Below are 19,746 nucleotides of genomic sequence, written 5' to 3' on the forward strand. Positions count from 1 at the left end.
CTGGCGCTGGGGAGCTTTTGAAATGACACTCCGAAGAGCGCTTGCGGGTGATCTCCAGACGGTCGTCTCGCTGACGGAAGCCGCCTACGCGCCCTACACCACTCTGTTCGGCACGCCGCCGATCCCGGTCACCGAAGATTATGCGTCGAGGATTGAACGCGGCGAGGTCTGGGTTTTGGAGAATGGCGGTGAGTCCGCTGGATTGCTCACTTTGGAACGGCATGACGACCACGCGATGATCTTCTCCGTCGCCGTCTCCCCTGCTTTCCAGGGCAAGGGCTTCGGCATCACCCTGCTCAAACACGCGGACGAACAGACCCGGCTGTGGGGCTTGCCTGAACTGCGGCTTTACACCAATGCCAGGATGGAGCGGAACATCGCGCTCTATCTGGCCTATGGTTTCCACGAAACGGGTCGCCGGCCCAATCCATACCGGCCAGGATGGGTGCTCGTCGACATGGCCAAAGCCGTCGATGAGATCACGACGGCCTGATTTTCTGAACTCGGGAGGATGACTATGAGCAAATCGGGAACAATCCGCTCCGGCATGGGCGGCTGGACGTTCGAGCCCTGGGACACGTCCTTTTATCCCGAAAAGCTCTCCAAGGCGAAGCAGCTGCAATACGCCAGCCGGCAGGTGCCGAGCATCGAGGTCAACGGCACCTATTATTCGAGCTTCAAGGAGCCGACCTTTGTCAAATGGGCCAGCGAAGCGCCGGATGGTTTCGTCTATGCGCTGAAGGGCAATCGCTTCGTCACCAACCGGCGCGTGCTCGGCGAGGCTGGGGAATCGATGACGCGTTTCCTCGGCTCGGGCGTGGCGGCGCTCGGCGAAAAGCTCGGGCCGATCCTGTGGCAGTTCGCGCCGACGAAAAAATTCGATCCGGACGATTTCGAAGCCTTTCTGAAACTACTCCCCGAAAAGCAGGACGGCGTTGCCCTGCGCCACGCGGTCGAGGTGCGCAACGACAGTTTCATCGTGCCGGAATTCGCTGCCCTGGTCCGCAAATACAAGGTGGCGATCGTCTATGCCGACCACGCGAAGTATCCGGCGATCGCCGACGTCACTGGCGATTTCATCTATGCCCGGCTGCAGACCGGCAGCGACGACAACCCCGACTGCTACACGCCCAAAGGCCTCGACGAATGGGCCGCGCGTGCCAGGACCTGGGCGGAAGGCAAGGTGCCGGCCGACCTGCCGCGCGCCGATCCCGCCACCGAAGCACCGGTGCAGCCGCGCGACGTGTTCGTCTACTTCATCACCGAGGGCAAGGTGCGCGCGCCGTTCGGCGCGATGGCACTGATGCAGCGGGTGGCCGACTGAGAGCGCCAGCATAGGACTTTTCATACGCTAAGCGCGTCTCATACGCGTTTTGCGCGTAGCAAAGTGTCCAATCGTGGTAATTTCGGCACCGTCGTAACCTTATCGATACCTCCTTGCTGCATGAATCCAGCCGGGCCAAGCCGCAGAGCTGGGATCGCCGCCGGCAAGGAACGAGGGGCATGTCGCTCGACTACACTTCACTTCTGCTGGCTGTCGGTTTTTCCGCTACCTGCCTGAGCCTGACACTGTTTGGGATGTGGCTGACCGCTCGCTCGGAGAAATTCCTGCTGACATGGGCGATCAGCCTGCTGTTGGTGGTCGGCGACATTTTTGCCTATGACGCCTATATCGACATGCCCGGGCGTCTGCTTGGCATCGCGGCCCTTGCCCTGCTCCTGCTTGGTTTTTCGGCCATGCTCGGCGCTGCCTACCAGTTCAGAACCGGCGCTTCGCCGGTCCCGAGAACGGTGTTTGGCAGCATCGCGCTGGCCGTCGCGCTCCCTCCCATGGCGCTTGGCTATGACGGTCTCGGTTTCATGTTCGAGAACCTGTTTGCCGCCTTGCTTCTGTTCGCAACGGCGTTCGAATACTGGAAGGGCCGCAACGAAGCCCCAGCGCTCACGATCGGCATCACCGCACTCTATTCGGCGACGGCCACGTCCTTCGCTCTCTGCGCCATGGTTCTCGCCTGGGACGGAAAGCTGATCCTCGGGCATGCGCCAAGCAATTGGGCCGAGGAGTTGAGCCTCATCATCGTCATCGCCAGCATGACCGGCATCGGTGCGCTGTCACTGGCGCTCAATCAGGGGCGCCTGGCCAGGCATCACCGCCACAACGCCCTGACCGATCCCTTGACCGGCCTGCTCAACCGCCGCGCCCTGTTCGACATGCATGGCAATGCACCGGTCGGCGCTTTCACCGCTGTGGTCGTGTTCGACCTCGACGGCTTCAAGGCCATCAACGACGAATTCGGCCACGCCGCGGGCGACGAGGTGCTGAGGGTGTTCGCCAGGGAACTCGCCGGCAATCTTCGCCCGGCCGACGTCGCCGCGCGCATGGGCGGCGAGGAATTCGCGCTGGTGCTGAAGCGGACCTTGCCCGAAACGGTTGAGGCCACCGCCGAGGCGATACGGGCTGCCTTCGCCGCGTGCTGCATCGAAACCGAGACGGGTCCCCTGACATGCACGGTCAGTGCCGGATTTGCTTTCGGCACCAAGGAGGGCCTCAGCTTCGACAAGGTGCTCAGCGCCGCCGACAAGGCGCTCTACGCCGCCAAGCGCGGCGGCCGCAACCGCGTCACCGCCTCGGCATTCCGGCGCGCGAGCTGACCACGGGCATCAATACCGCGTCTATGATTGCTGGAACGGGCGAAGCGGCTTCTATGCGGCCATGACAATTTCGTTGAAAGCATCGAGATCGACGTAGAAGACCTTGGTGATTTCCTCGATCAGTTCGTCGCGGTCGTACCCCTGGGACCTCAATATGTTGATGGCGGTGATGATATCGACGCGCTCGGTAAGCCGCCGCTTCTGGTAGTCCTCGACGTAACGTTCCATGGCTGTCCCTTAGCCTGTGTGCCCAAACGCGTTGAACGACAATCAGATCGCAGGAGGGAAGCTAGGAATGCTGGCTTGCGTGGAACTTGCCCGGCCTTCGCCGCGCCCCTCGATCTGCGATAAACCAGACTGAAACGGAAGCGGCCGACTCACAAAAGCCAAGAAAAAGACTAGCACGCAGCCGCCAGTGCGCCAGAGACACGGATGACTGGATCGAAGAAATATTGGACTTGCGAAAGACTTCGGAGCGTCACCTGAAGTCAGTACTGATTCTAGTGCATGTCGCCCAAAAGTGCGCAGCGGTTTTGGGACACGACATGCACAGAAGCAAAAAACTAAAGCGCGTCGTTTGAATCCGTTTGGATGCGACGCGCTTTAGACGGTCAGGAATTTGCGGACATCGGCCCTGTCGAGATCTTCCGCCGGGCCGGTATGGACGATCAGGCCGCGGTCCATGATGTTGACCTCGTCGGCAAGCTCACGGCAGAAATCGAGATATTGTTCGACCAGAAGCACGGCGATGCCCGCCTGGTCGCGCAGATAGCGGATCGCGCGACCGATATCCTTGATGATCGACGGCTGGATGCCTTCGGTGGGTTCGTCAAGCACCAGCAGCTTCGGCCGCATCACCAGCGCCCTGCCGATGGCGAGCTGCTGCTGCTGGCCGCCGGACAGGTCGCCGCCACGGCGGCCAAGCATCTGCTTCAGCACCGGGAACAGTTCGAAGACATGGGCGGGCACGTTGCGGTCGGCACGCTTCAGCGGCGCGAAGCCCGATTCGAGGTTCTCCCGCACCGTGAGCAGCGGAAAGATCTCCCTGCCTTGCGGTACGAATGCGATGCCCGACCGGGCGCGGTCATACGCCGCGCTCCGGTCGAGCGCCTTCCCCTCGAAGGCAACGCTTCCGCTCGTCAGCCGGTGGTGGCCGACGATCGATCTCATCAAACTGGTCTTGCCGACGCCGTTGCGGCCGAGCACGCAGGTGATCTTGCCGGCGCCGGCCTTCAGCGACACGCCGCGCAGTGTCTGGGCAGCGCCGTAGTGGAGCGTGGCGTTCGAAACTTCGAGCATGTCAGCGCCTTCTCCAGAACCTGAGGAAGGACAGATCGAAGCGATGGAATTGAACCCGCCAGACCATGCTCATCTCCCCAGATAGACTTCGACGACGCGCTCGTCGGCCGAAACGAAATCGAGCGTGCCTTCGGACAGCACCGAGCCCTCGTGCAGGCAGGTGACCTTGACGCCCAGTTCGCGCACGAAATGCATGTCGTGCTCGACCACGATGACCGAATGGTCGCGCGCAATCTCCTTAAGCAGCCGCGCGGTTTCCTCGGTCTCTGAATCGGTCATGCCGGCGACCGGCTCGTCGACCAGCAGCAGCTTCGGGTCCTGCGCCAGCAGCATGCCGATCTCCAGCCACTGCTTTTGCCCGTGGCTCAAATTTGCTGCCAGTTGATCGCGTTTGTCGCCGAGCCGGATAATGCCGAGAATGTCGTCGATCTGCCGCGCTTCGGCGGCCGAGCGGCGATGGAACAGCGCCGGGAAGATCGAGCGTGGCCCCTTCAGCGCCAGCATCAGATTTTCCTCGATGGTGTGGCTTTCGAAGACCGTCGGCTTCTGGAATTTGCGGCCGATGCCCATCATGGCGATCTCGGCTTCATCATGCTTGGTCAGGTCGACCTGGCCGTCGAAGAACACCTCGCCCTCGTCGGGCCGCGTCTTGCCGGTGACGATGTCCATCATCGTCGTCTTGCCGGCGCCGTTGGGGCCGATGATGGCGCGCATCTCGCCCTTGTCGAGCACCAGCGACAGGTTGTTGATGGCGCGAAAGCCGTCGAAGGAAACCGAGACGCCGTCGAGATAGAGGATCGTGTTCGACTTGCTCATCGTCGCTCACTCCGCCGGCTGCGGTTCGGGGCTGGACGAGGACCAATCGCCCGGCTTTGTCGCCGCACTGCGAACGATCTTCCGCGGCGGCGGGACGACAGGGTCGGTGCCGGCCTCCTCGGCCAGCGATGCCGCACGCAGCGCTTTGGCGTTTCCGCGCCAGGAATCCCACATGCCGACGATGCCTTTGGGCAGCAAAAGCGTGACGGCGACAAACAGGCCGCCGAGCGCGAACAGCCAGAATTCCGGCAGCACGCCGGTGAACCAGGATTTGCCGGCATTGACCAGCAGCGCGCCGATGATCGGCCCGACAATGGTGCCGCGCCCGCCAACGGCCGCCCAGATCACCACCTCGATCGAATTGGACGGTTCGAACTCGCCGGGATTGATGATACCGACCTGCGGCACGTAGAGGGCGCCGGCGATGCCGGCCATGACAGCCGATACGGTGAAGGCGAACAGCTTCACGTTTTCCGCCCGCCAGCCGAGGAAGCGGGTGCGGCTCTCGGCGTCGCGCACCGCCATCAAGAGCTTGCCGTATTTGGAACCGACGATCGCCCAGGTGACGAAGACGGCAAGCGCGAGCATCAGCGCGCTGGCGGCGAACAGCGCCGAACGCGTTGCGTCTGCCTGCACGTTGAAGCCGAGAATATCCTTGAAATCGGTGAGGCCGTTGTTGCCGCCGAAACCCATGTCGTTGCGGAAAAAGGCGAGCAGCAGCGCATAGGTCATCGCCTGGGTGATGATGGAGAGATAGACGCCGGTGACACGGCTGCGGAAGGCGAACCAGCCGAAGACGAAAGCGAGCAGGCCGGGCACCGCCAGCACCATGATCGCAGCGAACCAGAAATGGTCGAAACCATACCAGAACCACGGCAATTCCTTGTAGTTCAGGAACACCATGAAGTCCGGCAGGATCGGGTTGCCATAGACGCCGCGCGTGCCGATCTGGCGCATCAGATACATCCCCATCGCATAGCCGCCAAGCGCGAAGAAGGCGCCGTGGCCGAGCGAAAGGATGCCGCAATAACCCCAGACCAGGTCGAGCGCTAAGGCGAGCAGCGCATAGCAGAGATATTTGCCGGTCAGCGCAACGATATAGGACGGCACGTAGAAGGCGCCGGTTGGCGACACAGCCAGGTTGAGCAGCGGCACGATGATGGCCACCGCCAGCAGGATGAGAATCGTGATGGCGATGCGGCGGTCCGCGCCCGCGGCGAAGAAGCGACCGGTGATCATGCTTCCACCGCCCTGCCCTTGAGCGCGAACAGGCCGCGCGGGCGCTTCTGGATGAACAGGATGATCAGGACCAGCACGACGATCTTGCCGAGCACGGCGCCGGCATAGGGCTCAAGAAACTTGTTGACGATGCCGAGCGAGAAGGCGCCGACCAGCGTGCCCCACAGATTGCCGACACCGCCGAAGACGACGACCATGAAGCTGTCGATGATGTAGCCGCGGCCGAGATTCGGCGAGACATTGTCGATCTGACTGAGCGCGACACCGGCGATACCGGCAATACCGGAACCCAGCGCGAAGGTCAGCGCGTCGACCCATGGCGTCCTGATGCCCATCGAGGCGGCCATGCGCCGGTTGGCGGTGACGGCGCGCATCTGCAGACCCCAGGGCGTGCGCTTCATCACATAGAGCAGCACGGCAAAGACGGTGAGCGCGAAAACCAGGATCCACAGACGGTTCCAGGTGATTGCGAGCTGACCGACATTGAACGAGCCCGACATCCAGGCGGGATTGCCCACTTCCTGGTTGGTTGGCCCGAAGATGCTGCGCACAGCCTGCTGCAGGATCAGCGAGACGCCCCATGTCGCCAAGAGTGTCTCCAGCGGCCGTCCATAGAGAAAGCGGATGACGCCGCGCTCGATGGCGAGACCGACAAGCGCCGCGACGAGAAAGGCGAGCGGCAGCGCGATCACCAGCGACCAGTCGAACAGGCCGGGAAAGGATGTGCGGATAACCTGCTGGACGACGAAGGTCGTGTAGGCGCCGAGCATGACCATCTCGCCATGCGCCATGTTGATGACGCCCATGACGCCGAAGGTGATGGCAAGCCCGATCGCCGCCAGCAGCAGCACCGAACCCAGCGAAATCCCGTACCAGATGTTCTGACCGGCATCCCAGAATGCCAGCGTCGAATTGATGTTACGAATAGCCCCCGTCGCCGCGTCCTTGACCGCGCCCGAGGCGTTCGCTTCGACCGAGGTGAGCAGCGAAACCGCATCGCGGTCGCCACGTGCACCAATCAGCGCGATGGCCGCCAGTTTGTCGGCATCCGGCCGGTCGGAGACCAAGACAGAGGCGGCACGAGCCTGTTCGAGCAGGGCCTTGACGCTGGCCACGGTCTCGCTGGCGATCGCGGTGTCGAGCGGCCCGATGTTTGCGGCATCGGGTGTCTTGAACATGGTGTCGGCGGCGGCGATGCGCACGGCCGGATCCTTGGCGCCGAGCGTCAGCGTTCCCAGCGCATCGCGGATGACGCGGCGCAGCGTGTTGTTGACCTTGATCTTGGTGATGTCGTCCTTGGCGGCATCCGCCGACTTTTCGCCGCTCAGCGGATCGAACAACTCAACGCTGTCACCTGCTTCCTTGCCGACGAAGACCAGCGAATCGGCCTTGCGGATATAGAGGTTGCCGTCGGCGAGTGCCGCAAGCGGCCGTTCGACCAGGGGATCACCCGTAGCCGTCAGGTCGTGAACGACAGCCCCCGTCTCCGAAAAGCCCTTGGCCGTCGCGAATTTGGCGATGATGCCACGCAGATCGGCTTCGCCAGCACCCGACGACGACAGCGTCGCCAGCAGGAACAAAAGCGTCAGGCCAATCGCACGGAACAGGTTCATCGGCTTCAGGCGACCCTTGCAGGTTGAATTGGGCGTCCGGACGGCGGAGGAAACCGTCCGGACGCTGGCGGTCATAGGTCGTGGACTTAACAGCCCAGACCTGGACCCGGGAGGATCAGTTTGTGCCCTTGCCGCCGCATTTGCCGGTGGCGACATTGAAGTTGCCGCAGGACAGAGGCGCGCGCCAATCGGAGATCAGGTCCTTGGAGTCAGGCAGGTAGTCGGACCATTCGTCGCCCATCACCAGGCCCGGGGTGCGCGAAACCGTCTCGAACTGGCCGTCGGCCTGGATTTCACCGATCAGCACCGGCTTGGTGATGTGGTGGTTCGGCATCATCGTCGAATAGCCGCCGGTCAGGTTGGGCACCGAAACGCCGATCATGGCGTCGATGACCTTGTCCGGATCGGTGGTGCCGGCCTTCTCGACCGCCTTCACCCACATATTGAAGCCGATGTAATGGGCTTCCATCGGGTCGTTGGTGGTGCGCTTGTCGTTCTTGATGAACTTGTGCCAATCGGCGATGAACTTCTTGTTCTCGGGCGTGTCGACGCTTTCAAAGTAGTTCCAGGCGGCGAGATGGCCGACCAGCGGCGCGGTGTCGAGACCGGCAAGCTCTTCCTCGCCGACCGAGAAGGCCATGACCGGGATGTCCTCGGCCTTGATGCCCTGGTTGCCGAGTTCCTTGTAGAACGGCACGTTGGCGTCGCCATTGACCGTTGACACGACGGCGGTCTTCTTGCCAGCCGAACCGAATTTCTTGATTGCGGAAACTTCGGTCTGCCAGTCGGAGAAGCCGAACGGCGTGTAGTTGACCATGATGTCTTCCGCCGCGACGCCCTTGGCCTTCAGATAGGCCTCGAGGATCTTGTTGGTGGTGCGCGGATAAACGTAGTCGGTGCCTTCGAGCACCCAGCGCTTCACCGAACCGCCATCCTCGCTCATCAGATAGTCGACCGCCGGAATGGCCTGCTGGTTCGGCGCCGCACCCGTGTAGAACACGTTGCGCTCGCTTTCCTCGCCCTCATACTGGACGGGATAGAAAAGGATGTTGTCGAGCTCGCTGAACACCGGCAGCACCGATTTGCGCGACACCGAGGTCCAGCAGCCGAACACCGCGGCAACCTTGTCCTTGGAGATCAGCTCGCGCGCCTTCTCGGCGAACAGCGGCCAGTTGGAAGCTGGATCGACGACCACGGCCTCAAGCTTCTTGCCGAGCAGGCCGCCCTTGGCGTTCTGCTCGTCGATGAGCATCAGCATGGCGTCCTTCAGCGTCGTCTCCGAGATCGCCATGGTCCCCGACAGCGAATGGAGAATGCCGACCTTGATCGTGTCGTCAGCCGCCCTGGCGGGTGCGGACATCAACAGGCCGGCGGCAACGACGCTGGCCGAAAACATTTTTGTTATTGTCGAGAAACTACCCCTCATGCCTAACACTCCCAGGCTGGTTGATTGCACCGCAACAATGCAATGCAACCCCCATGCCAATCGCTGGAGAGATGCCAAACAAGGGACAATAACTCAATATTATCAGTCGTTTGATATATTAGCTTTATGGAAACAAAGAAGGGCGGTTAAAAATTGATTGAGAGAAATTTGCGCAGCGCACACGGACTTTGCCTAATTTTCGCCCAAATTGGCAAGGTGCCTAGTTTTTGATCTTCATCGGCAGATCGTGGACGACAAATGTTGCGGCTCAGCGCAAAAGTAGGGCAAGGTCGCTCCTCAAACGAGCGACGTCATGGCATCCGGCATTTCACGCATTTCCATCGGCATATTGCTTCTGGCGGCAGCGACCGGCACAGCACGAGCCGATTTCAGCGACGGCAAGATGCCCGACGGCGTCTACCACTGCGAAGTATACCTGCTTGGCATGTTTCTCAACCTCGGCGACATCACCATCAAGGGCAATGTCTACAGCGGCCCGGTCACCTTCGGGACCGCCCAGCAAGGCTACAATTATCAGATGGATGCAAACGGCGTGATCTCGTGGCTGGGACCGCTGGGTGGCTATACCGCCGGCGGCAACGCGCTGTCGCTGACCCAGGCGACGCTGGACGGCCAGAGTGCACCCTCCTTCGACATCATCATGAAGCAGCCCGACGGTGCGTTCACGGCCTCGACCTGCACCAGGGGAGCCGGCCAGTAGGCCATTCCCGGGCAATGGCCGCCGCCTCGGCGGGCCTGCCCGTCTCTCATGTCATCTGGATGTTGCCGAAACTGGATAGGCAGCGGTGCGCCGTCACCATCCACCTTGAGAGGCAGACACAATGGCCAACTCCCCGTCTTCATCCTCCCCTGTCATTCGCGACGTCATAGCCGAGCGCGTCTCGCGCCGTACCCTCCTGAAGGGCAGCCTTGCATCTGGTGCGCTGATTGCCGGCGGCAGCTTCGTCGGTTCGTTGTTTGCCGGCGAAACACATGCCGCGGCTGCGCTTTCCACACTCGGCTTTCCCGAGCTGAAGCGCGTCTATGACAAGACCCACGCCGCCGCCGAGGGCTATGAGACCACGATCGTCGCACGCTGGGGCGACCCGCTTGTGGCCGGCCTGCCGGATTTCGACGGCAACAAGATCGCCGCCGACGAGCAGGAGAAGCGCTTCGGCTACAACTGCGACTACATCGCCTTCCTGCCGCTGCCGAAAGGCACGGTGAATTCCGACCACGGCTTGCTTTGCGTCAACAACGAATACATTTCGCCCAACGTCATGTTTTCCGGCATGACCGAGGATGACGCCGGCAAGACGATGAGCAAGGAACAGGTCGATCTCGGCATGGCCGCGATGGGCCACTCGATCGTCGAAGTGCTGTTGAAGGACGGCAAGTGGTCGCTGGTCGAGGACAGCCCGCTCAACCGGCGCATCACCGCCAACACCGAAATGACCGTCTCCGGTCCGGTTGCCGGCCATGCCTTGATGCAGACATCTGCCGACGCCACCGGCACGAAGGTGCTCGGCACCAGCTATAACTGCAGCGGCGGCTTCACCCCGTGGGGCACCGTGCTGACCTGCGAGGAAGGCGTTTCCGACCTGTTCGGCGGCGATCCGAAGAAGGCGCCGACCGCGGACGTTCTCGACCGCTATGGCTTCGACGGTTCCGACATCTATGGCCGTGGCCGCTTCCATGACCGCTTCAATCTCGACAAGGAGCCGAACGAGGCCAACCGTTTCGACTGGGTGGTCGAGATCGACCCCTATGATCCCCAGTCCAAGCCGGTCAAGCGCACGGCACTTGGCCGCATGTCGCATGAGGCGTCCACGGTTGTCCTCAACAAGGACGGCCGCGTCGTCGTCTACATGGGCGACGACGACTATTTCGAATACATGTACCGCTTCGTCTCGAACAAGGCCTACGATCCGGCCAAACCGGCCTCTGGCAACGACCTGCTGGATGACGGCGTGCTTTCGGTCGCCCGTTACGACGCCGACGGCTCCATGACCTGGCTGCCGCTGGTCCACGGCCAGGGCAAGCTTACGGCAGAAAACGGCTTTGCCGATCAGGCCGAAGTTCTGCTGAAAACACGGCTCGCGGCGGACACACTTGGCGCGACACCGATGGATGACCAAAAACAAGAAGCGCGACCAGTCGAAGGTCAACCCGGCCAACACGCGTCCGGAAAACCTCTGGGGCCACATCGTTGAACTGATCCCGCCAGGCGGCCGCGGCACCGACGCCGACCACACGGCCGACCAATATGCCTGGGATCTGTTCGTGCTGTGCGGCAATCCCAAAGATGCCGCGGTCGGTGCGACCTTCCACCCGGACACATCGGACAATGGCTGGTTCGTCTGCCCCGACAACATCACCTTCGATCCCGCTGGTCGGCTCTGGGTGGCGACCGACGGCGCCAATGATTTCGACCTGCCGGACGGCGTCTATGGCGTCGACACGGAAGGCCCGGCGCGTGGCCTGCCGAAACTGCTGTTCACTTGCCCGCATGGCGCCGAAGCAACCGGACCCTGCTTCACGCCCGACGGCACGACCTTGTTCCTGTCGGTCCAGCACCCGGCCGAAGATGCCGAGACGCTCGACAAGGTGCAGACTTTGTGGCCCGACTTCAAGGACGGCCAGTTGCCGCGCCCTTCGGTGGTCGCCATCCGCCGCAAGGACGGGCAGCCGGTCGGCGCCTAATGCATGTCGCCCAAAAGTGGCCCCGGTTTTGGGAGAACGACATGCACAAAAACCAAGGCGAAAAAAGGCGGAACGCGCGTTACGCGTTCCGCTCAGAGGTCCGGGAGGACGCTGAAGTTTGCACCGCCCCGGTTACGGGGCGGTGTGTTGCCGGCTCAGATCGTCTTGGCCGACATCTGCGTGGCGATGTAGTCGGCCTGGCGGATCGCCAGCGACACGATCGTCAGGGTCGGGTTTTCGGCGGCACCCGTCGTGAACTGGCTGCCGTCCGACACGAACAGGTTCTTGATGTCGTGCGTCTGGCCGTGCTTGTTGACGACACCGTCGGCCGCCTTCTCGCTCATCCGGTTGGTGCCGAGATTGTGGGTCGACGGATAGGGCGGCGTCGGGAAGGTGCGCGTAGCGCCGACCGCCGCGTAAAGCGCCGAGGCCTGCTTGTAGGCATGGTTGCGCATCGCGGTGTCGTTCGGATGATCGTCGAAATGCACGTCGGCGATCGGCATGCCGTGCTCGTCCTTCATGTCGGCATGCAGCGTGATGCGGTTCTCCGCGCGCGGCATGTCCTCGCCGACGATCCACAGGCCTGCCATATGGTCGTAGTGGTCGAGCGCCGTGGTGAAGGAGCGGCCCCAAGCCCCCGGATCGAGGAAGGCCGCCATGAACGGCAGGCCGAGCGACAGCGTCTCGAACTCGTAGCCGCCGACGAAACCGCGTGACGGGTCATGGCGCGCCTCGTCGCGGATGATGCCGGCCATGGTGGTGCCGCGATACATATGCACCGGCTTGTCGAAGATGGCATAGACCGAGCCCGTGGTGTGGCGCATGTAGTTCTTGCCCACCTGCCCCGACGAGTTGGCAAGGCCATCGGGGAATTTGCCCGACGCCGAATTGAGCAGCAGCCGCGGGCTTTCGATGGAGTTGCCGGCGACGGCGACGATGCGGGCCTTCTGCTCCTGCAGCTTGCCGTCCTTGTCGGCGTAGACCACGCCGGTCACCTTGCCCGAGTCATCATGGTTGATCTTGACCACCATGGCGTTCGGCCTGACCTCGAGATGGCCTGTCGCCTCGCCCTTGGGGATCTCGGTGTAGAGCGTCGACCATTTGGCGCCCCATTTGCAGCCCTGGAAGCAGAAGCCGGTTTGCTGGCAGGACATGCGGTCGTCGCGCTCGACCGAGTTGATCGCCATGTTCCCAGTGTGGCATTCCTTGTAGCCGAGCTTGTCGGCGCCGGCCTTCAACACCTTGAAATTGTTGTTGCCCGGCAATCTCGGCCAATCGTTGGTGCCGGTGACGCCCATCTTGGCTTCGGCCTTGGCATAGTATGGCTCCAGCTCGGACAGCGTGATCGGCCAGTCGAGCAGGTTGGCGCCCTCCAGTTTGCCGTAGGTCGAAAGCGTCTTGAACTCGTGTTCCTGGAAACGCAGCGACGCTCCGGCCCAGTGCGTGGTCGAACCGCCGACCGACTTGACGATCCAGGCCGGCAGGTTCGGAAAATCCTTGGCCACACGCCAGTCGCCGGAGGTGGTGCGCTTGTCCTTCCAGGCAAGCTGGGTGAACGAATCCCACTCGTCGTTGACAAAATCCTCGTATTCGTGACGCGCGCCGGCTTCCAGGATGACGACGTCGACACCCTTCTGGGCAAGTTCGTTGCCGAGCGTGCCGCCGCCGGCGCCCGAGCCGATGATGACGACCACGCCGTCGTTGTTCAGATCAAATGCTGCAGCCATGGTTTCCTCCCATGATTTTCTGTTTGCGGGTTCAAGAACGACGGGGCTCAGAGCCACTCGATGTCGTTGAAACCGCGCGCGATGTAGCCGCCCTTGGAAAAGGACTCGCCCTCGTAGCCGAAGATCGGCCAGACCTCTTTCTGGTTGTAGAGGCTGACGACGAGGCCACCACGGATGGCCTGGAAGAACGGCGTTGCCTCGACCTGCTTCAGCACCGCGACGCGCTGGTCCTCCCAGCCAAGGCCCCGGTAGCCTCCATCCCCTGACTTCTTGTCGAGGTCGGCGATGCCGTCTTCGATCATCGTCTTGTAGGCGGCGTCCTTGCCGGCCTGCTCGTCATGGCCTTTCACGGCAATGGCGTAATTTTTGTCGGGAACCTGATCGTGCGGATAGATGTCGCGCGCCATCTGGATCAGCGTCGCCATGGTTTCGGGCTTGAGCGCCGATGTCTCGAGCCCCCAGGCATGTTCGGGGCTGATGACCGCGCTGCCGGAGATGACGAGCAGCGCGCCGATGCCACCGCGTTTGAGAAGCTCACGACGTGAAAGTCCAGGCTTCCCGTCATAGATCGTGACCATTTATTCCTCCCTGCTTGCTATTTGCGCCTCTTGAAGCGCGTCACAATTGACGAGCCTCAAGACCTTGTTTGTGCATGTCGTTATCCCAAAACCGCTGCGCACTTTTGGGCGACATGCTTGAGAGCGCCGTTGCTGGCACCGCACCTGCCGGTGCGGTCGCACTGTCCCCTATTTGAAGCGACCTCCGCGTTGCAGAACCTCGATCTTGTAGCCGTCCGGATCCTCGATGAAGAAGAAGCGGGCGATCAGCGATCCGTCATGGTTGAACTCGACGAGCTTCTTGGGGTTGAGGCCGAGCGCGCCGAGCCGATCATGTTCGCTGTCGAGGTCGGCGACCGAGACCGCGAGGTGACCGTAACCATCGCCAAGTCCGTAAGGCTCGATCCGACCCTTGTTCACGGTCAGTTCGAGTTCGAACCCTGACTCGGCATTGCTGAGGTAAATGAGTGTGAATGTCTCGAAGTCCAGCCTGTCGGCGACATCGAGCCCGAAGGCATTCCTGTAAAAATCGATGGATCGGGCCTCATCGAGAACCCGGATCATGGAATGGATCGCTTTGGCCAAATCAGTCTCCGCCCTGGTCTGGAACCGATTATGGGCGGCGCGGGGAAAAAATGGTGGCAGCCGGTTACCACGCCCAAAACCGTGAACTGGCTTGCCTAGTGCATGTCGCGCAAAACTGGCCCCGGTTTTGCGAGAACGACATGCATGAAGACAAACACCTAAAGCGCGTCGCCTGAATCCGTTCAAACGCGATGCGCTTTAGGGAACAGGGACGAAAGTCCGATTGCCGTACCGGCAATTTTGCCCGAGAATGCGGATGGGGACAGGTCGAGCGGTATCAGGCTGCACGCCTGCCCGCCCAAGACCAACAAGCATGGGAGGTTTGTCGGATGTGCAGGGTATTTGCGGGCCAGGACCCCGAAGGCTATCGCCAGATCAACCGGTCGATTCGCATCGACGGCCACTCGACCAGCATCCAGCTTGAAGCGACATTCTGGGCGTTGCTTGATGAGATCGCGGAAAACCAGGGCCTGACGACGCCGAAATTCATCTCGAAGCTTTACGACGAAGCCATCGAGATCAACGGCGCCATTCCAAACTTTGCCTCGATGCTGCGCACCACCTGCGCGCTCTATTTGCGCGGCCATCGTCCAGGCATGGATGAACAGATGGTGCCGAAGCGGCAAGCCGCCTAGAGCAATTCCAGGAAAAGTGTGAAACGGTTTTCCCGATTGCGTCAAAACAAAGGGATAGAGCGGTTCGGCGTTTCCGTGAAACGGTGAACCGCCCTAGCCTCCTTCCACGGCGACAGCGAGCGCCAGCCGGCTCATATCGGTGAACAGGTCCTGGCGCTCGGAGTAGTCGGTCAGTTCCCCGGTCTCGATGTTGTCGACCACCGTGCAGATCGACAACGCCCGAGCCCCGAAATGCTCGGCGATGCGATAAAGCGCGCTGGTTTCCATATCCACGGCCAGAGCTCCGGCTGCCTGCGCATCGGCAAAACGGCCGCGTCCTTCCGGGTGATAGAAGATGTCGCTGCAAACCGTCAGGCCGGCACAATGGTCGATGCCGAGTTCGGCTGCCTTGGCCAGCGCACAGCTGAGAAGTGCGGGATCCGGACCGGCGACGGCTTTGTAGAGGCCGAAGACCTGACCGCTTTGAGCGCTTTCCGCCTGCGCCGATTGCGAGATGACAAGGCTGCGCAGCTTGGCCTTGGCGGTCAGGCTGCCGCAGGTGCCGGTGCGGATCAACGTCCGGGCACCATAATAGTCAAGCAATTCATGCGCATAGATCAGAAACGACGAGACACCGATGCCTGTCGCCTGGATGCTGATGGGTTTGCCGCGAAACAGTCCGGTAAAGCCAAGGGCGTCGCGTCGGCGATTGATGCAGCGCGGCGCTTCCAGAAAAGTTTGCGCCATCCATTCGGCGCGCTGCGGATCACCCGGCAGCAACACCGTGTCGGCGTAGGCACCCTTGTCTGCTTCGTTGTGTGGCGTCAACCGCTGCTCCCCCAAGCCCACTTGCCGTTTCACCCGCAATCATGGCGTTGTCACGGCGTAGCGCAAGGGAAAGAGCATCAGAAAATTCTAAGACTCCAGCACATCCTTGACGATCGTCGCCAGTTGCTTGAGCGAAAACGGCTTTGGCAGGAAGCCGAAATGCGCATCTGCCGGCAGGTTTCTGGCGAATGCGTCCTCGGCATAGCCGGACACGAAGACGAATTTGATGTCCGGCTGGCGCTTGCGCAATTCACCAAGCAGCGTCGGCCCATCCATTTCCGGCATCACCACGTCGGAGACGACGATGTCGACCTTGCCGCCCAGCGCCTCGAACACTTCCAGCGCCTCGACGCCCGAGGATGCCTCGTGCACGGTATAGCCGCGCGATACCAGCGCCCGCATGCCGCCCATGCGCACGGCGTCCTCGTCCTCGACGAGCAGCACCGTGGCCGAGCCGGACAGATCCTTGGCCGCATCGGCAACCTTCGCCGGTGCCGCCGGCAGATCGTCGGGCTCGCCTGCTTTTTTCGCTTCCGCGATATGACGCGGCAGGAAAATGCGGAAAGTCGAGCCCTTGCCGACCTCGGAATCGCAGAAGATGAAGCCGCCGGTCTGCTTGATGATGCCGTACACCATCGACAGGCCAAGCCCGGTGCCCTTGCCGACCTCCTTGGTGGTGAAGAAGGGCTCGAAAATCTTCTTGAGCACGTCTGGCGCGATGCCGCTGCCGGTATCCTCGACTTCGACCACGACATAGTCGGCCGGGGTGAGTTCGCGGTAGGAAAAGGCCTTGCATTCCTCGGTGGCCACATTGCGCGTGCGCACGGTGAGATCGCCGCCCGCCGGCATGGCGTCGCGCGCGTTGACCGCAAGATTGACCACCACCTGTTCGAACTGCCCGATATCGACCTTGACCGGCCACAGGTCGCGGCCATGGTCGACCTTCAGCTTGATGTCGTTGCCGACAAGGCGAGCCAGCAGCATCCTGAGATCGGCCAGCACGTCGGTCAGGTTGAGCACCTCCGGCCGCAGCGTCTGCTTGCGCGAGAAGGCCAGCAATTGCCGCACCAGCGAGGCCGCCCGGTTGGCATTCTGCTTGATGTTCATGATGTCGGGGAAGGATGGGTCCGACGGGCGATGGTTGGTCAACAAAAGGTCGGACGCCATGATGATGGCGGTCAGCACATTGTTGAAGTCGTGCGCGATGCCGCCGGCGAGCTGGCCGACCGCCTGCATCTTCTGGCTTTGCGCCATCTGCCCTTCGAGCGCTTTTTGCTCCGTCGTTTCGACGGCGTAGACGATGGCCGACTCCTCGGCGCCCTCGCCGCCGGTGCCGTCGGCGACCGCGTTGACGTAGAAACGGATGTGCCGGTCGTCGTTGCCGGGCAGCAAGGTGTCGATCGGCTCGATGTCGGCCTGCCGCTGCTGCGCCTTTTCGAAAGCCGCGGCGAAGGCCGGCCGATCGCGCTCGTGGATCACCGTGTCGAGCCGCACACGACGATCGACGGCGTCGCGGTCGACGACCGACGAAAACAGCGACAGGAAAGGCGCATTGGTGCGCAGGATGCGCCCGCTGTGGTCGACACCGGCTATCGCCATCGGTGTCGAGTTGAAGAAGCGGGTGAAGCGCACTTCCGAAGCGCGCAGGTCGGCCGAGGCGTCCTCGCCCTGCGTGCGGTTGAGCACGATCGTGCGCGTTGGCCCGTTGAGGCCTTCGCGGCTGGCCGAAACGCGGTGCATGAAACGCACCGGCAGTGCTTCGCCCGTCATCGTCGTCAAGTCGAGATCGATGACCGCGTTGCGTGTCGTTCCGGGGTCGGCCTTGACCGAGCGGACCAATGCCATGCCGTCGCCGGCCACGATCTCCGGCAGGGTGACGGAGCCGGGCGTGAAGCTGGTAAGGTCGATGCCCAGCCATTCGGCAAGCGTGGCGTTGATGTAGGTGACGCGACCGTCCTGGTCGGCCGAAAAGAAGCCGGCTGGTGCGTGGTCGAGGTGATCGATCGCCTTCTGCAGGTCGAGGAAGAAACGCTCCTGCTCGGCCCGCTCCTGCGAGATATCGGCAAGCTGCCAGGCCAGCATCGGCAGCCGCTGGCCCGGAATGCTGAAGGCGCGGGCACGCGCCCGGTACCAGCGGGCGCCGGGCTCGGCGCCCGGCCGAATGGACTGCGCGAGACGAAACTCGCCGTCGCCCGGCTGGCCGTCGCGCAGGCCGGACGCCAGCCGATAGATCGTCACCGAGGCTTCGGGGACATCCGAGAGCAACCCCTCGACCGTCTTCAGGTCGGCCGCCGACGTCGCTCCGGTCATGTCGGCATAGGCCCGATTGGCGTAGACGACGCGGCCCTTTGTGTCCGTGACGAGAAGGCCCTGCGACATCGAATCAACGAATGCCTTCGACAGTTCGTCACCGGTCGAGCGTGGCGTGATCTGCACGAAGCCGATCGCCGTGGCGAACAGGAAGCCGACACCGATCATCGCCAGCACACCGAGCATGCCAAGCAGAAAAGGGTCGCCGAGGCGCTCGCGGAAAAGGCCGAAGACGATCGCGGCCCCGGTCAGAACGACGATGAAGATGATGAGCCGGGTGACCGCGCCCGGTCGCGTATTCTGGTCGACGATCGGTACCGGATAGAAATCGCCGCGCGCTTCCTTGGCCATGTGCCCCCTGCTCGTGAATTCCGGTGTTCCGACACCCGCCCCTAGCGGGTTGAATCACATTCTCCTAGTCCGGAAAAGGCCTGGGCGGCAAATGTCGGATAAAAATGATATCTTCCGGCCTTCGGAGTTTTCAAGCTGTTCATCAAGCGCGAAACGCAACTTGCGGTGGCCCGCCGCAACGGTCTAGTGTCGCGTCACTTCCAAGGGCAATCAGGTAAAACCAATGCAATGGCTGGATAGCGTGGCGGGCCCCGGTTATGCCGCAGCACTGTTGTGGACGTTTGCAGCGCTCGTCCTGCTGGTCATCGTTCTGGTCATCATCAAGCTCGTGCGCAATCTGACGTTCGGAACCTTCGTTGCCGGCGGCAGGAACCGCAAGACGCGGCTGGCCGTCATGGACGCCACCGCCGTCGACAGCCATCGACGGCTGGTGCTGATACGCCGCGATGATATCGAACATCTGCTGCTGATCGGCGGCCCGACCGACGTTGTCGTCGAACGTGACATCCGGCTTTCGGCGCCACGCCGTCCGGCGCTGACCGGAGATGGCGGCTTGCAGCCCGTCCCGGCCGCCGCGGCCCCGGCGGCGAGACCGCGGGCGCCTCACTCCGCTCCGCCGCCGCCGGTGAGGCAGGCACCTGCTCCGCAGCCGGTGAACGCGGCGCCGCCCGCACGCCCGCGTCAAACAGCGCCGGCGCCAACACCGGCGCCAGCACCGAAGCCGCAGAGTTACCAGCCGGCCAATGTCACGCCGGTGCCCGCCTATGGATCCGCGAATGCCAATGCTGTCGGGCACGCGCCGCCACCGCCAAGGCAGGACAGCATAGACGATACGCTGATGAAGGAACTCGAAGTGTCCCTCGACCAGCCGCGCTCGAGCGGCCCGGTGAGCAAACCGGTGCCGAAGGCGCCGCCGTCGCTCGACGACGAAATGACGAAGCTTCTGGGCGAACTCTCCAGCCAGAAGAGATGATCAGATCCTGATCTGCCCCGCCAGTCGGGAAATTGGACCGGTCAAGGTCCTGG

Annotated in this window: 17 protein-coding genes and 1 pseudogene; 7 read left to right on the forward strand and 11 right to left on the reverse strand. The window is 62.4% G+C overall.

Annotated elements, in window-relative coordinates:
• The first annotated feature begins 22 nt into the window (after positions 1-22).
• From ACFFNA_RS07625 to ACFFNA_RS07635, 3 genes are all read left to right on the forward strand, one after another.
• Positions 23-493 (forward strand): GNAT family N-acetyltransferase, encoded by a 471-nt coding sequence (locus ACFFNA_RS07625; RefSeq protein WP_378917113.1) that lies wholly within the window; start codon positions 23-25, stop codon positions 491-493.
• A gap of 24 nt (positions 494-517) precedes the next feature.
• Positions 518-1,324 (forward strand): DUF72 domain-containing protein, encoded by an 807-nt coding sequence (locus ACFFNA_RS07630; protein WP_378917115.1) that lies wholly within the window; start codon positions 518-520, stop codon positions 1,322-1,324.
• Positions 1,325-1,503: 179 nt separating this feature from the next.
• Positions 1,504-2,652 (forward strand): GGDEF domain-containing protein, encoded by a 1,149-nt coding sequence (locus ACFFNA_RS07635; RefSeq protein WP_378917117.1) that lies wholly within the window; start codon positions 1,504-1,506, stop codon positions 2,650-2,652.
• Positions 2,653-2,703: 51 nt separating this feature from the next.
• On the opposite strand, the gene ACFFNA_RS07640 is transcribed toward ACFFNA_RS07635, so the two are convergent.
• From ACFFNA_RS07640 to urtA, 6 genes are all read right to left on the reverse strand, one after another.
• Positions 2,704-2,880, reverse strand: coding sequence for a hypothetical protein (locus ACFFNA_RS07640; RefSeq protein ID WP_111546440.1), 177 nt, complete (start codon positions 2,878-2,880; stop codon positions 2,704-2,706).
• Positions 2,881-3,255: 375 nt separating this feature from the next.
• Positions 3,256-3,951 (reverse strand): urea ABC transporter ATP-binding subunit UrtE, encoded by a 696-nt coding sequence (urtE, locus tag ACFFNA_RS07645; protein WP_378917119.1) that lies wholly within the window; start codon positions 3,949-3,951, stop codon positions 3,256-3,258.
• Positions 3,952-4,020: 69 nt separating this feature from the next.
• Positions 4,021-4,767, reverse strand: coding sequence for an urea ABC transporter ATP-binding protein UrtD (urtD, locus tag ACFFNA_RS07650; RefSeq protein WP_378917121.1), 747 nt, complete (start codon positions 4,765-4,767; stop codon positions 4,021-4,023).
• Positions 4,768-4,773: 6 nt separating this feature from the next.
• Positions 4,774-6,006 carry an urea ABC transporter permease subunit UrtC gene (gene urtC, locus ACFFNA_RS07655; RefSeq protein ID WP_378917123.1) on the reverse strand — a complete coding sequence of 411 codons (1,233 nt, stop codon included), beginning with the start codon at positions 6,004-6,006 and terminating at the stop codon, positions 4,774-4,776.
• A complete protein-coding gene (gene urtB / locus ACFFNA_RS07660) occupies positions 6,003-7,619 on the reverse strand; it encodes an urea ABC transporter permease subunit UrtB (protein ID WP_378917125.1) in 1,617 nt (538 codons plus the stop codon). Before urtB ends, urtC begins: the two co-directional genes overlap by 4 nt.
• A gap of 115 nt (positions 7,620-7,734) precedes the next feature.
• Positions 7,735-9,045 carry an urea ABC transporter substrate-binding protein gene (gene urtA / locus ACFFNA_RS07665; RefSeq protein ID WP_111546437.1) on the reverse strand — a complete coding sequence of 437 codons (1,311 nt, stop codon included), beginning with the start codon at positions 9,043-9,045 and terminating at the stop codon, positions 7,735-7,737.
• Between the two features lie 313 nt (positions 9,046-9,358).
• Between urtA and ACFFNA_RS07670 the strand changes: the two genes are divergently transcribed.
• Together ACFFNA_RS07670 and ACFFNA_RS07675 are read left to right on the forward strand one after the other, a co-directional pair.
• Positions 9,359-9,766 carry a hypothetical protein gene (locus ACFFNA_RS07670; RefSeq protein ID WP_378917127.1) on the forward strand — a complete coding sequence of 136 codons (408 nt, stop codon included), beginning with the start codon at positions 9,359-9,361 and terminating at the stop codon, positions 9,764-9,766.
• 121 nt (positions 9,767-9,887) lie between these two features.
• Positions 9,888-11,748 (forward strand): annotated as a pseudogene (locus ACFFNA_RS07675) (PhoX family protein).
• Between the two features lie 155 nt (positions 11,749-11,903).
• On the opposite strand, the gene ACFFNA_RS07680 reads toward ACFFNA_RS07675, so the two are convergent.
• From ACFFNA_RS07680 to ACFFNA_RS07690, 3 genes are all read right to left on the reverse strand, one after another.
• Complete coding sequence (locus tag ACFFNA_RS07680) at positions 11,904-13,475, reverse strand: GMC family oxidoreductase (RefSeq protein WP_378917129.1); 1,572 nt, start codon at positions 13,473-13,475, stop codon at positions 11,904-11,906.
• A 47-nt stretch (positions 13,476-13,522) separates the two neighbouring features.
• Entirely contained in the window at positions 13,523-14,053 is a 531-nt protein-coding gene (locus ACFFNA_RS07685; RefSeq protein ID WP_111546433.1) for a gluconate 2-dehydrogenase subunit 3 family protein, read from the reverse strand.
• A 168-nt stretch (positions 14,054-14,221) separates the two neighbouring features.
• Positions 14,222-14,617 (reverse strand): VOC family protein, encoded by a 396-nt coding sequence (locus ACFFNA_RS07690; protein WP_111546432.1) that lies wholly within the window; start codon positions 14,615-14,617, stop codon positions 14,222-14,224.
• Between the two features lie 329 nt (positions 14,618-14,946).
• On the opposite strand from ACFFNA_RS07690, the gene ACFFNA_RS07695 reads away from it, so the two are divergent.
• Entirely contained in the window at positions 14,947-15,252 is a 306-nt protein-coding gene (locus tag ACFFNA_RS07695) for a ribbon-helix-helix domain-containing protein (protein ID WP_111546431.1), read from the forward strand.
• Between the two features lie 93 nt (positions 15,253-15,345).
• On the opposite strand, the gene ACFFNA_RS07700 is transcribed toward ACFFNA_RS07695, so the two are convergent.
• Positions 15,346-16,059 carry a purine-nucleoside phosphorylase gene (locus ACFFNA_RS07700; protein ID WP_378917132.1) on the reverse strand — a complete coding sequence of 238 codons (714 nt, stop codon included), beginning with the start codon at positions 16,057-16,059 and terminating at the stop codon, positions 15,346-15,348.
• A gap of 87 nt (positions 16,060-16,146) precedes the next feature.
• Complete coding sequence (gene cckA / locus ACFFNA_RS07705) at positions 16,147-18,720, reverse strand: cell cycle histidine kinase CckA (protein WP_111546429.1); 2,574 nt, start codon at positions 18,718-18,720, stop codon at positions 16,147-16,149.
• Between the two features lie 223 nt (positions 18,721-18,943).
• On the opposite strand from cckA, the gene ACFFNA_RS07710 reads away from it, so the two are divergent.
• The gene (locus ACFFNA_RS07710) at positions 18,944-19,693 is read left to right on the forward strand and encodes a hypothetical protein (protein ID WP_378917134.1); all 750 of its coding nucleotides are present in this window, start codon (positions 18,944-18,946) and stop codon (positions 19,691-19,693) included.
• Positions 19,694-19,746 lie beyond the last annotated feature (53 nt).

The sequence above is a fragment of the Mesorhizobium kowhaii genome (assembly GCF_042431665.1).
GTDB lineage: Bacteria > Pseudomonadota > Alphaproteobacteria > Rhizobiales > Rhizobiaceae > Mesorhizobium > Mesorhizobium kowhaii.

Coding starts and splice junctions, on each gene's coding strand:
- ACFFNA_RS07625 (WP_378917113.1), top strand. CDS start 23: ATGACACTCCGAAGAGCGCTTGCGGGTGATCTCCAGACGGTCGTCTCG.
- ACFFNA_RS07685 (WP_111546433.1), bottom strand. CDS start 14,053: ATGGTCACGATCTATGACGGGAAGCCTGGACTTTCACGTCGTGAGCTT.
- urtA (WP_111546437.1), bottom strand. CDS start 9,045: ATGAGGGGTAGTTTCTCGACAATAACAAAAATGTTTTCGGCCAGCGTC.
- cckA (WP_111546429.1), bottom strand. CDS start 18,720: ATGGCCAAGGAAGCGCGCGGCGATTTCTATCCGGTACCGATCGTCGAC.
- ACFFNA_RS07710 (WP_378917134.1), top strand. CDS start 18,944: ATGCAATGGCTGGATAGCGTGGCGGGCCCCGGTTATGCCGCAGCACTG.
- ACFFNA_RS07635 (WP_378917117.1), top strand. CDS start 1,504: ATGTCGCTCGACTACACTTCACTTCTGCTGGCTGTCGGTTTTTCCGCT.
- ACFFNA_RS07680 (WP_378917129.1), bottom strand. CDS start 13,475: ATGGCTGCAGCATTTGATCTGAACAACGACGGCGTGGTCGTCATCATC.
- urtD (WP_378917121.1), bottom strand. CDS start 4,767: ATGAGCAAGTCGAACACGATCCTCTATCTCGACGGCGTCTCGGTTTCC.
- ACFFNA_RS07670 (WP_378917127.1), top strand. CDS start 9,359: ATGGCATCCGGCATTTCACGCATTTCCATCGGCATATTGCTTCTGGCG.
- urtC (WP_378917123.1), bottom strand. CDS start 6,006: ATGATCACCGGTCGCTTCTTCGCCGCGGGCGCGGACCGCCGCATCGCC.
- urtB (WP_378917125.1), bottom strand. CDS start 7,619: ATGAACCTGTTCCGTGCGATTGGCCTGACGCTTTTGTTCCTGCTGGCG.
- ACFFNA_RS07630 (WP_378917115.1), top strand. CDS start 518: ATGAGCAAATCGGGAACAATCCGCTCCGGCATGGGCGGCTGGACGTTC.
- urtE (WP_378917119.1), bottom strand. CDS start 3,951: ATGCTCGAAGTTTCGAACGCCACGCTCCACTACGGCGCTGCCCAGACA.
- ACFFNA_RS07695 (WP_111546431.1), top strand. CDS start 14,947: ATGTGCAGGGTATTTGCGGGCCAGGACCCCGAAGGCTATCGCCAGATC.
- ACFFNA_RS07640 (WP_111546440.1), bottom strand. CDS start 2,880: ATGGAACGTTACGTCGAGGACTACCAGAAGCGGCGGCTTACCGAGCGC.